Origin of the sequence: Kitasatospora sp. SC0581 (assembly GCF_048159585.1) — a bacterium.
GTDB lineage: Bacteria > Actinomycetota > Actinomycetes > Streptomycetales > Streptomycetaceae > Kitasatospora.
This window is the reverse complement of the sequence record NZ_JBLRWA010000026.1, coordinates 113855-124324: the sequence shown is the minus strand read 5'-3', so window position 1 is coordinate 124324 and position 10470 is coordinate 113855. Positions and strand designations below refer to the sequence as shown.

13 protein-coding genes and 1 pseudogene are annotated in these 10470 nt (G+C 70.4%); 6 read left to right on the top strand and 8 right to left on the bottom strand.

The features are described 5' to 3' along the window. Together ACLWS4_RS29450 and ACLWS4_RS29445 are read right to left on the bottom strand one after the other, a co-directional pair. The coding region (locus tag ACLWS4_RS29450) for a DUF397 domain-containing protein (protein WP_416875724.1) at positions 1-144 on the bottom strand (144 nt) is incomplete at its 3' end. 37 nt (positions 145-181) lie between these two features. Further along, positions 182-976: pseudogene (locus ACLWS4_RS29445) on the bottom strand (helix-turn-helix domain-containing protein); the annotation flags it as partial. A gap of 161 nt (positions 977-1137) precedes the next feature. Here ACLWS4_RS29445 and ACLWS4_RS29440 point away from each other — a divergent pair. From ACLWS4_RS29440 to ACLWS4_RS29430, 3 genes are read left to right on the top strand one after another with little or no spacing between them, the layout of a single operon-like run. Beyond that, a complete protein-coding gene (locus tag ACLWS4_RS29440) occupies positions 1138-1572 on the top strand; it encodes an ATP-binding protein (protein WP_416875719.1) in 435 nt (144 codons plus the stop codon). Positions 1573-1586: 14 nt separating this feature from the next. Next, complete coding sequence (locus ACLWS4_RS29435; RefSeq protein ID WP_416875718.1) at positions 1587-2138, top strand: hypothetical protein; 552 nt, start codon at positions 1587-1589, stop codon at positions 2136-2138. A gap of 32 nt (positions 2139-2170) precedes the next feature. Then, entirely contained in the window at positions 2171-2428 is a 258-nt protein-coding gene (locus ACLWS4_RS29430; protein WP_388051430.1) for a transposase, read from the top strand. Between the two features lie 423 nt (positions 2429-2851). On the opposite strand, the gene ACLWS4_RS29425 is transcribed toward ACLWS4_RS29430, so the two are convergent. Beyond that, positions 2852-3262 carry a VOC family protein gene (locus ACLWS4_RS29425; RefSeq protein ID WP_387972350.1) on the bottom strand — a complete coding sequence of 137 codons (411 nt, stop codon included), beginning with the start codon at positions 3260-3262 and terminating at the stop codon, positions 2852-2854. Between the two features lie 153 nt (positions 3263-3415). After that, positions 3416-3787, bottom strand: a complete 372-nt coding sequence (locus ACLWS4_RS29420) for a winged helix-turn-helix transcriptional regulator (protein ID WP_416875717.1) — start codon at positions 3785-3787, stop codon at positions 3416-3418. Positions 3788-3864: 77 nt separating this feature from the next. Here ACLWS4_RS29420 and ACLWS4_RS29415 point away from each other — a divergent pair, with 77 nt between their 5' ends. Then, on the top strand, positions 3865-4512 hold the full coding sequence (locus ACLWS4_RS29415; protein WP_416875723.1) for an NADPH-dependent F420 reductase: 648 nt from the start codon (positions 3865-3867) through the stop codon (positions 4510-4512). 191 nt (positions 4513-4703) lie between these two features. Here the strand turns inward: ACLWS4_RS29415 and ACLWS4_RS29410 are convergent, their stop codons facing one another. After that, positions 4704-7076: a protein kinase domain-containing protein gene (locus ACLWS4_RS29410; protein WP_416875716.1), complete on the bottom strand. Its 2373-nt coding sequence runs from the start codon at positions 7074-7076 to the stop codon at positions 4704-4706. A 385-nt stretch (positions 7077-7461) separates the two neighbouring features. On the opposite strand from ACLWS4_RS29410, the gene ACLWS4_RS29405 reads away from it, so the two are divergent. Continuing rightward, positions 7462-8076 carry a hypothetical protein gene (locus tag ACLWS4_RS29405; protein WP_416875715.1) on the top strand — a complete coding sequence of 205 codons (615 nt, stop codon included), beginning with the start codon at positions 7462-7464 and terminating at the stop codon, positions 8074-8076. Between the two features lie 211 nt (positions 8077-8287). Here ACLWS4_RS29405 and ACLWS4_RS29400 read toward each other — a convergent pair whose 3' ends face one another. Together ACLWS4_RS29400 and ACLWS4_RS29395 are read right to left on the bottom strand one after the other, a co-directional pair. Beyond that, entirely contained in the window at positions 8288-8794 is a 507-nt protein-coding gene (locus ACLWS4_RS29400) for a nucleotidyltransferase domain-containing protein (RefSeq protein WP_416875714.1), read from the bottom strand. A 98-nt stretch (positions 8795-8892) separates the two neighbouring features. Further along, complete coding sequence (locus ACLWS4_RS29395; protein ID WP_416875713.1) at positions 8893-9213, bottom strand: hypothetical protein; 321 nt, start codon at positions 9211-9213, stop codon at positions 8893-8895. A 185-nt stretch (positions 9214-9398) separates the two neighbouring features. On the opposite strand from ACLWS4_RS29395, the gene ACLWS4_RS29390 reads away from it, so the two are divergent. Next, on the top strand, positions 9399-9557 hold the full coding sequence (locus tag ACLWS4_RS29390; protein ID WP_416875712.1) for a hypothetical protein: 159 nt from the start codon (positions 9399-9401) through the stop codon (positions 9555-9557). Between the two features lie 281 nt (positions 9558-9838). Here the strand turns inward: ACLWS4_RS29390 and ACLWS4_RS29385 are convergent, their stop codons facing one another. After that, the gene (locus ACLWS4_RS29385) at positions 9839-10453 is read right to left on the bottom strand and encodes a TetR/AcrR family transcriptional regulator (RefSeq protein ID WP_416875711.1); all 615 of its coding nucleotides are present in this window, start codon (positions 10451-10453) and stop codon (positions 9839-9841) included. Between the last annotated feature and the right edge of the window lie 17 nt (positions 10454-10470).

The following is a 10470-nucleotide window of genomic DNA, read 5'->3' as shown; positions in this document are numbered from 1 at the left end:
GAGCGCCGGGCCGCGCGGGTCCTTGGAGTCACGCACGGGGACGAGACCGGGGAATCCGGGGGCTACCTCGATGCAGTTGCCGCCGTTGCCCCCGCTGTAGCTGCTCTTGCGCCAGACGGCCACGTCGAACTCGTTCCTCGTCATCCCTGAACCCTTCCAGCGCATCCGCGAACAGCGCGAGCGAGTCGGCCACTGGCAGCGCCGCCCCATGGAGCAGATCATAGCTCCAGCGATGCCGCGCAACGATCTCCGGAACATCGCTGGAATGCCCGCGATCGAGGCTCTCGGAATACACACAGGTTCGTCCGTCAGGCATCTCCAGCAGCACCATTGAGACATCAACGCTGGCCTGTCGACACGTGAACGGCACAACTTGGATCACGATGTTCGGAAGCTTTGCAACCGCCAGCAGGTGCTCCATCTGACGCACCATCACGCCAGGCCCGCCATAGACGGTTCGAATGCAACTCTCGTCCAGGATCGCCAGCAAGGGCGGCCCGCCCGGCTCCAGGAATCGCTTCTGCCGAGCCAACCGAGCCTGCGTTCGCTGCTTGATCATCTCCGGCTTACCGGCTGCATCGCTGACCGCAAAAACGGCTTCCGCATACTCGCGGCATTGCAACAGCCCGTTCATCACCGCGATCTGAAAGACTCTGGCCGCCACAGCCTCGGACTCCGCGTCGGCATGAGTCTGGAACCAATCCGGGTGTTCAACTTCGGCGTTCCAGTCCACCCGATCCCAGAGCCGCTTCAGCGCCCCGTCGGCGCCAAGCAGTACGTCGGCCTGCATGACCATGTCCGGCGGCATGCGCCTCTTGCCGGACTCAAACCGTGTGATATTCGGCCTGGTGGAGTGCAGCAGCTTCGCCAACTGCTCCTGCGTGTAGCCCGTCGCCTCCCGGTAGAAGCGCAGCTCTTCGCCGAACAACCGCGCCGAACTGGCCGTCACCTCGTTGACGAGTCGCCGGTGTGCCATGTCAGACCCCCTGACGTACCGCAGGTGCGTGGTACCTGATTTCGGCCATCACCGTACATCCGAAGCCCGGATCATTGAGACCGGAACGCAATCATCTGCATGCACAGCGTGACTGTGCGCGCTCCTGTCGCACGCCCCCTCTGCCCCCATGAGGTGTCCCCATGCTCATGTCCCGCCGGCCCCGTGCCTTCGTCGCGCGTCTCGACTCCTGCATCGAATCCACGCCCCTGGCGAGGTACTTGCTCCGGGCCTATCTCGCGGGCCTGCCCTCCGGCGACCGCTACGCCGACACCGCCGAGCTCCTCCTCGGTGAGCTGTTCGCCAACGCCGTCCAGCACTCCGACGCCCCCGACGACCGCCACATCGAGATCCGCTTCACCCTCGTCAACTCCCGCCTCCGGCTGGAAGTCCACGACGCCGGCAGCGGCCGACCGTCCCTCCACACCCCCACCCCCTCCGACGAGCACGGGCGCGGCCTGTTCCTCGTCAACGAACTCGCCGAACGCTGGGGCTGCACCTCCCGCCCCGACGACATCGGCAAGTTCGTCTGGGTGCTCATCGCCCCGGCCCCCGTCTCCGCCCTCGCCACCGCCTGAAAGCCCGAACCCCCATGCACCTCACGACCCTGGCCCGCCACGCCCTCTCCCGTGGCCGGACCCCCGCCGACACCTACGCCCTCCTCGCCAAGCGCACCCGCAAGCCCCTCTCCTCCGCCCGCGCCGTCTGCCTCGCCCTCACCATCCCCCTCGCCGAAACCACCCGCCGCCTCAACGACTGCTACGACGCCCTCCTCGCCGACCCCCGCCCCGACTCCGAGACCGACACCGGCGAACTCCTCGAAGCCCTCGGCGTCTTCGATGTCCCCAAGTCCCTCACCGACACCGAACTCGCCGTCGTCGACCTCTTCATCACCGCCGTCGACGCCATGGGCGGCATCCGCCCCGGCCACCAGCACGGTCTCCAGCGCTGGTTCACCACCGGCAACCTCACCACCGCGTACCTCTCCCTCACCGCCGCCCGCCCCATGCCCCGCACCGGCGACCCCGCCCTGTACTGGGCCACCCTCGTCGCCGCCGGCGAACTCCTCACCACCACCCACCACTCCGAGACCCGCATCAAGTACGCCCTCGCCCACTGCCGCGCCCGAGCCGCCCGAACCTAGGCCGTTCCTTCGGATCATCCGATCGCTGGTTGATGTGTGCGTCATTGACTGACACCCAGTGGGCAAGGATCGAGCCGTTGCCGCCGGATCCGACACCTCGGCGGGGAGGGCAGTGGCGTGATCACCGGCAGGTGATCGACGCGATCGCAGTCAAGTACCGCACCGGGGTGCCGTGGATGGATCTGCCTGAGCGCTTCGGCTCGTGGAAGGGCGCCCACTACCGGCTGCGGGAGTGGGCCGCCGACGGCACATGGGCCATCGCCGCCGTCGTCATCCGGTCGGCCAGGTGACTCCAGCCGGGCTGCCTAGACCCATCCCTCGTCGAGGTAGACCGTCCAGGCGTCTCCCACTGCTCTGTGCAGTTCAACCAGGGCCGCAACCTCCGCGACGGCTGCCGGGGCATCGGACAGTCGCAGCGGGGAGTCCGGGACGCTGTTGCGGGTGTAGACCGGTAGCTCGCCGTCGCAGCTGAAGGCGTGAAGCGATGAGGGGGCGTGGTTGAACCATGCGGGACGGTTCTCCTCGGCCCATGCAGCCGCAGCGTCGACACGGTCTACATGCACCAGTAGATGCTCAGGTGCGGGCCCGCAACTGAACTGCACGAGGAAACCGTGGGCGTCCACTGCCCACCAATCCCACATGAACCCAGGTCGGGGATGCCGCAGGATCGTCGTCATGTCAAAGGATCAGCAGCCGACTTCACCAAGGCCGTGTCAGCCGCGCTCGGGCCAGACCGGGCCCTGGTCGGTCCAGATGACGCCCTTGTTGCGGCACAGGCAGAAGGGGTGGCCGATCGGGTCGGTGTAGACCTGCCAGCCGTAGCCGTTGGGGCCGATGAAGTCCTGCCTCAGCGTCGCGCCGAGGTCGAGGACGCGGCGCTGCTCGGGCTCGATCTCGTCCACTTCGAAGTCGAGGTGGAACTGCTTGGGGTGCTCGCTGTCGGGCCACTGCGGAGCGCGGTAGTCGTCCACCCGGATGAATGCCAGCTCGATCTCGCCGAACTGGATGCCGGCCCAGTCCGCCGAGCTGCCTTCCTTGATCGGACGGCCCGTCACCTCGGAGTAGAAAGCCGCCAGCTTCATCGTGTCCGGGCAGTCGATGATGAAATCGGTGAGTCGCAGCATCCCGCGATCTTGCCACAAGCTCACACCCGACTTCGAGACAGGCGCCCCCAGACCCCGTTCACCAGGGGCGGCCGGGTTCGTACCGCAGGTTCGGATCGGCAACGGACTTCGGCGGAGCCGCTCAGCGCTCCGGTTGTGACGTCGTGACCGGCGTCAGTCGCGACCGTGCCCGGTTGCCTCCGCCCGGTCCCGGGCTGCCATCACGTCCTCGCCGTGTTCGAAGGCCCAGGCGCCGAACGCCTCGATCGGTTCCAGGAGTGTCCGCCCCAACCCGGTGAGGGTGTACTCCACGCGCGGTGGCGACCCGGCGTACGCGCGGCGTTCCACCAACCCGTCGGACTGGAGCCGGCGCAGCGTCTCCGTGAGGACTTTGGGGCTGATCCCGCCGATCCGCTCGCGCAGTTCGCCGGGCCGCGAGGGCCCGTCGCGCAGCGCCCACACCAGGACGGCGTTCCAGGTGTTGGCGAGCAGGTCGAAGGCGAGCCGGGCTCGGCAGTCGGCGAGGAAGCCGTGGTCAGTGGTCACTTACCAGATGGTGCCCCAGGACTTTCCTACTGTCTCCCTGAGCCGACTGGCAGGTCGTCACAAGGAGGTTGGTCATGATGAGGATCGGAATCATCGGTACCGGCGCAATGGCGCGGGTGCTGGGTACCCGGTGGGCGGGGGCCGGGCACGACGTGCTGGTGGGCGGGCGGGACGACGGCCGCGCCGCCGAACTCGCCGACCAGATCGGCGGACGGGCGGGAACCCCGCGGGACGCGGTCGAACACGGCCTGGACGCGGTGCTGCTGGCCGTGCCTTACGCGGCGGCGATCGGCGTGGTCTCCGGCCTGGCCGACGCCGCGCGGGGAAGGACGCTGGTCGACTGCACCAATCCGATCGCCCCGGGTTTCGTCCTGGAGACCCATGGCGGGCCGTCGGCCGCCGAGCGCATCGCGGCCGCGGCGCCCGGCGCGTCCGTGGTCAAGGCGTTCAACCTCTGCCACGAGAGCGTGTGGCGCAGGACCCCGACCGTCTTCGACGGACGCCCCCTCGCGGTGCCGCTCTGCGGCGACGACGCGCCGGCCCTCGACACCGTCGGACACCTCGTTCGCGACCTCGGCTGCGTACCGCTCAACGGAGGAGGGCTCGACCGGGCAGGCCTCCTAGAGGCGACGGCGGCCTTCCTGATCGGCCTGTGGGTGGGCGAAGGCGCGGACGCCCAGGCGATCGCGCCGCCGCTGGAGTACGCGGGCATCGATCCCTCCTGATCTGCGATGGCTCCCAACCACCCGCCCCGCACAGGAAGTCGGACCCGCCGACTTCTCACGCAGCCGACTGGTGCGGGGACCCGCTCTGCCGTTCCTTCCCTCGCGTACTGGTCGCGGCTGCGATCACCACGTCCATGGAGGTGGCAGAAGACCGACGGCCCGGACGGCCGGCGCCGTCCGGGCCGCCCCGCTCACCCCACGACCTCGGTGCTCCACGTGCCGTTCCGCAACGCGGTCTCCTGGAGCTTCCCGTCGCTCCGGCGGGCCGTGTAGACGCGGGTGACGCCGCCGTGGTCCACCACCGCCGGCTCGAAGCCGTCGGCCACCTGCTGAACACCGGCGTTCGCCAGGGAGTCCTGTGGCGCCCACCCGCCGCCCGCCGCCTTCGTCTCGGTCAGCAGGCCGTTCCTGTCGACCAGGAAGAGGCTGGTGGTCCCGCCGTGCACCAGGGCCGCCGGGGCGGAGCGTGGCACCGGCACCCGGAAGTCCTTGGTCAGGTCGTGGAGTCGCCACCCTGCATCCTGCGTGCCGCCCGCCGACGTCCCCGGAGGCGTCAGCCGGGCCTCCGAGAGATGGCCGTCGCCGCTGTTGACGGTGAAGACGCTCGTCACCCCGTCGTGCACCACCGCGCTCGGCGTCATGACGGACGACGGCACGCCGGTCATGGTGAAGATGTTCCACTTCTCGCCGATCCTCAGCGACGACTCCTGGAGCTGCTGGTCCTTCGTGATCGTGTACACCCTGACCAAATCCCCCTCCACCACCGCCACCGGCGCGGTGCCGGCGGCGACCGGCGCGGCGGGCAGCTGCCCCGCGCCCAGGAGCCCGAGGTCGTCGTGCAGGTCCTGCCTGCCCCAGCCCGAGTCGTCCAGGTAGGACCGCCGCAGGTGGTTGTCCACGCCGACGGTGAACACGTTGACCTTCCCGTCCAGTACCGCCGCGGTCGGAGTGCTCCGGACCTCCTGATCACCGAGGTCGGTGGCCTGCCAGTCCTTGTTGGGTTCCAACCGGGCCTCCACCAGGTGCTTGTTCACGGAGTTCACGACAAACACCCGGACGATGCCCTTGTCGAGCACCGCCACCGGGCGGGTGCCGGCCAGCACCTGGGGGATGGTGGAGTCTTCGGACCTGAGTGCGTAGTCCACCACCCTGACCTGGCCCGGGTTCGGGCTCTGCCGGAGCTTCGCCGCCTCGTTGCCGAGGTCCACGTAGCTCTCCAGGAGCTGCTGGTCCTTGTACGCCGTGAAGACACGGAGGTGCTGGTCGTCGGACACCGCCGGACCGGCCGCGTTCCCGGGCGTCGCCGTGGCCGTCATGGCGGCGTCCTGGGCGGGTGAGGAGGCCGAGGACATCACGGGGGGCAAGGGGGCGGAAGAGGCCGAGGGGGCCCCGGTGTCCCGGGCGGGCGAGGAAGCCGCGGCGCCGGCGCCGCGGCCGGCGTCGTCATCGCTCCGGAGCAGGGCCCAGGACAGGACCGACGCGCAGACGACGGCGACCGCGGTGGCCAGCGCGATCCGGGTCCGGGGCTCCCGCAGCCGTCCGGGGCGGGGCGCGGTCGGTGTGGGTGTCGCCGTCGATGTCGGCGTCGGCGTCGGCGTCGATGTCGGCGTCGGCGTCGGCGTCGATGTCGGCGTCGGCGTCGGCGTCGATGTCGGCGTCGCCGTCGCCGGAGGGGTGACCGGAGGGGTGACCGGGAGGTCGGGCTCGGTGGGCGTGGCGGCGCCCTCCGGTCCGCCGGTCGGTTCCGCCGCCACGGGGACGTGCTGCGGAGCGGCGCCCCCGCCCGCCGGCCCGGGGCCGTCGAGCATGGCCAGCCCCGCCGCCGCGTCGGGCCGACCGGCCGGGTCCCGGGAGAGCAGCGCGGTGATCAACGGCGTCAGCCTGCCCGCCCGTTGGGGCGGCGGGACGAGGGCGAGCGCGACGGCGGCGATCGTCATCGCGGTCGTCTCCCGCCGGAACGGCGACACCCCCTCGACGGCCTCGTACAGCGTCGCGCCGAGGCTGAACAGGTCGACGGCCGGGGTGTCCGGCTCGTGGGCCAGCCGCTCCGGGGCGATGTAGTCCAGCGTCCCGACCAGGGACCCGGTGGTGGTCAGCACGGTGCCCGCGTGGTTCTTGGCGATGCCGAAGTCGGCCAGCAGCACCCCGCCGTCGTCGGCCAGCATGATGTTCGACGGCTTCACGTCGCGGTGGAGGATGCCCACCCGGTGCGCAGCGGCCAGCGCCCGTAGCACCCCGACGGCCACCTCGGCGGCCCGCTCCGGCTCCAACGGCCCGTCGGCCCGGAGCACCTGTGCCAGCGAACGGCCGCGGACCAGCCGCATCACCATCCACGGGCCGCCGTCCTCCACCACCACGTCGTGCACCGTGACGATGTTGGGGTGGTCGCGGAGCGCGGCCGCGTGGCGGGCTTCCGCCATGGCCCGGGCGATGGCCTGCTCGTGCTCGTCCTCGGAGAGGTCCTCCTCCTCCCAACGGACCTCCTTCACCGCGACCTCGATGTCCAGCAGTTCGTCCCTGGCCTCCCAGACCTGGCCCATGCCCCCGGCCGCCAGAGCTCTCACCAGCCTGAACCGTCCGCCGACGAGCCTGTTCGGTGCGGAACTCGAGTCCATGCGAAACCCTTACGCAGTTGGATGGTGACGGAACGTCAGGTCGAGTACAGAGCATAGCGAGGACGTGCGCCGGTTCGGGCCCCGAACCGTAACCGTCCGGCGCCCGGCCCCGACGCCCGCGCCGTTTCGCGCCGGACCGCGCCGGTTCACACCGGTTCGCGCCGGACCGCCCGGTCGGCCACTCCAGGACCTCGCCCCCGAGACGAACCCCACGGACCGGCGGCCCGCCCTGACGGCCCGCTGGTCGGCCGGGCAGGGAAGTGGGGCCGCCCGCCTCCGGTGTCACCGGCAGCGGATAGCCTCCGGCCGGAACGAACGGCTGACGGGAGTGGACGTGGACATCGAGGAGACACTGGACCGGCTCGGCGCGGTCATCGGGCCGCCGCCCGCGGGCGGAGTGGTCCCGGTCCCTTGGGAGCTCGGGCCCGAGGTGCTCGGTTTCCAACTGCCCGCGGACTACCGGGCGTTCGTCGACCGCTACGGGATGGTCAGCATCAGCGACGAACTGCACATCTACACACCATCGGCGGCGCCCAGTTCCCAGGTCAGTCAGCCGCTCGGTTTCGAGGGATTCCTGTACGACACGACCGATCCCTACGGATACTGCGCCTGGCTGGCCGAGGCCTACCGGGACGGGGACCACGACGAGTGCCCGTACCCGCTGTTCCCCGCCGAGGGAGGGCTGCTGAAATGGGCCAACAACTCCAACTCGGACCACTTCTTCTGGCTGACGCGGGGCCCGGACCCGGACCGCTGGCCGGTCGCCGCCAAGTTCCACTCGATGCGGGAGTGGGACCTCTTCGAGGGCGGCTTCCTGGAGTTCCTGCTCGCGGCGGTGACGGAACAGTACCCGTACCACGACGACGTCGTCCCCGGCGGGACGAGGCAGCTCGACGACGGCCGCGCCTACCGCCCCGGAGGAGACTGGTCGAAGCACCTACCGCATTGAATCCGCGGACACGGCCGGCCCCCTGCCGCTACGGCCAGACCCCCCAACCACCGGCCCCGCGCAGGAAGTCGACCCCGCCGACTTCCTGCGCAGCCCCGAATCAGCCGCTCAACTCCAGCCCTCGCCCTTCAACCACCGGCCCAGGTCCGCCGGAGCCACCCGATCGAGACTCCCGTCCGAGCGGCAGCCCTCAAGATCGGAGCAACGGCCTTCAGGGCGCAGGCATGTAGTCCAGGGGAAGCTCGACTCCTGTGCCGGCCTGCAGCCGTGCCATGTCCTGTCGGTCCTTGTCCGTGGCTTCATAGCCGAGGTGACACCGCACCTGCGTCGCCGCGTCGACACACGGGACCCGGCGCCCGCCGATGGTCCCGGTCACCGGCGGCGGGTAGTGGAACCGTTCACCGCCCGGGAGAAGCTGCACCCCGCCCTCGCGGGAGGAGCCGAGGACGGGGTGCAGGTCGATCTCCCGGCCGGCACCGTCCGCGACGGCAAGCGCGGCGGGCAGCCAGTCCCGCAGGACCTCCGTGAACCCGGCCTCGGCCAGCGCGTCTCGCACCACGTCCAGTTGGTCCAACAGGACGACCAGGTCGAGGTCCGCATGGATTCGGGTCGTCTCCCCGATCAGGGCGTCCACACCCCAGCCGCCGTCCACCCAGGCTGCGGCCCCTGCGCTCTTGAGCAGGTCCAGCACTTCGAGTACATCGGATTCCTTCAGCACCAGGGCACTCTGGCAGCGCGGACGAGCTGTCGCCACCGAGATACCCGCCGGTCCGGCGCAGTTCGCCACCGACTACGGCCCGGCCCACGAGCGCGGGCTCAGTGCCTGCGGTCCTCGACCGTCCACTCGTCGCCCAGCTCGCGGCGCAGCGCCTCCAGCGCCACGTCGGCCTCGCTTCGGAACGATTCCTGCTGGTCCCGGGTCCAGGGCGAGGGGCCGGCCGGGTGGTCCCAGTCGAGGGAGGACTGGTACAGGTCGGCGAGTCTGGTGAGTTCGTCCCGGGTGGCCGGGGTGATGGGCAGCTTCTCCAGGACGCAGGGGTATTCGTAGGGGCTGTCGAGGTCGGGAGCGCTCTGAGGGCCCGGCCACAACGGGGTGTCGACGCCGTACTCGAAGAAGAACCGCAGGTGATAGGACATGCCCCAGCCTTTCACGGCGCCGAGCACACCGTGCGGGCGGCCGACGTGCTCAGCCCAAGCTCCCAACCACCCCCGCGCACAGGAAGTCGGCTCCACCGACTTCTCGCGCAGCCGCATGGTGATCCGAGCCGGGCGGCCGGAAAAGCCGGAGCGAGCGCCGTCGCACAGGCCCGATACTGATCCCCATGGCCGATGAACCCCTGTCCATCCCCCTTGCCGACCTGCGCCGATCGTTCGACCTGGTACTACGCCACATCGAGGCCGCCACACCTGGCGACACCGTCGCCCTGGACAAGGACTACTTCTGGTCCGTCCCCCCGGACGGCCTCTACGACGTCTACTGAGCCCCGGACGAGCTCACGATCGGTCAGCTCTCCGAGTCCTGGCAGCACCTGACCGGCCTCCTCGCCGAGCCGGATCGCGCGGTGGGGTACCACCTGGTGTGGCTCGCCGACGTCCTGCGGGCGATCGGCCAGGACATCGCGGCTTGAGGGGCGTCGGATCATTGATCAACCGCGTGGCGTGACGCGCTGGGAGTGATCTTCGCAGACGCCCCGACCGCGAATCCGCAGCCGTCAGGCCTGCTTCTCATCCGCCGCACCAGCGCTGGACGATGGTCTTCCGGTCAGCCCAGCGATGCGCTCGCCGCGCGCAGTTCGTCCAGGGCCGCCAGGACGTACCAGGCGAGCGCCTGCTCGGCGCCACCGTCGTCCTCGGCGCCTCGCTCACCCTCTGCGCCGCGGTCGCCCTCGGCCCATTCGGCGTACCCCCGCTTGAAGGCGAGGACGCCCAGCTCGCCCGCGAGGGCCGCGATCGGATCGGGTACGCCGCGGGCGACCAGCGCGGCGGTCATCGCGGCCGCGAGGCTGACGGTCTTGAGGGTGTCGCGCTCCTGAAGCTCGGCGCTGGCCGCGATGGCCGCCTTCAGGCGGGGGGCGAGTTCGCGGGTGGCCGGGCCCATAGCGGTCGAGGCGCGCTCGAGACCGGCGGCGACGGCCTCCAGCGGGCTGGCGTCACCGGGCGCTTCGGCGATGCCCTCGGTCAGCAGCCGGCTCAGCGTCTCCTGCCCGGCGACCAGCAGCTCACGCTTGTCGGGGAAGTGCCGGAAGAAGGTGCTCTTGGTGACCCCGGCGCGCTCGGCGATCTGCGCGACCGTCGTGGCGTCGTACCCCTGCTCCGTGAACAGGTCGACCGCGGCCACGACGAGGCGTTCACGCGCACCTGGTTCCCATCGACTCATGGGATCAGCATATGTGA

Excerpts from the sequence above, each read along its gene's own strand:
- ACLWS4_RS29440 (WP_416875719.1), top strand. The coding sequence starts at position 1,138 with ATGCTCATGTCCCGCCGGCCCCGTGCCTTCGTCGCGCGTCTCGACTCC.
- ACLWS4_RS29435 (WP_416875718.1), top strand. The coding sequence starts at position 1,587 with ATGCACCTCACGACCCTGGCCCGCCACGCCCTCTCCCGTGGCCGGACC.
- ACLWS4_RS29430 (WP_388051430.1), top strand. The coding sequence starts at position 2,171 with ATGTGTGCGTCATTGACTGACACCCAGTGGGCAAGGATCGAGCCGTTG.
- ACLWS4_RS29425 (WP_387972350.1), bottom strand. The coding sequence starts at position 3,262 with ATGCTGCGACTCACCGATTTCATCATCGACTGCCCGGACACGATGAAG.
- ACLWS4_RS29415 (WP_416875723.1), top strand. The coding sequence starts at position 3,865 with ATGAGGATCGGAATCATCGGTACCGGCGCAATGGCGCGGGTGCTGGGT.
- ACLWS4_RS29395 (WP_416875713.1), bottom strand. The coding sequence starts at position 9,213 with ATGTCCTATCACCTGCGGTTCTTCTTCGAGTACGGCGTCGACACCCCG.
- ACLWS4_RS29390 (WP_416875712.1), top strand. The coding sequence starts at position 9,399 with ATGGCCGATGAACCCCTGTCCATCCCCCTTGCCGACCTGCGCCGATCG.
- ACLWS4_RS29385 (WP_416875711.1), bottom strand. The coding sequence starts at position 10,453 with ATGAGTCGATGGGAACCAGGTGCGCGTGAACGCCTCGTCGTGGCCGCG.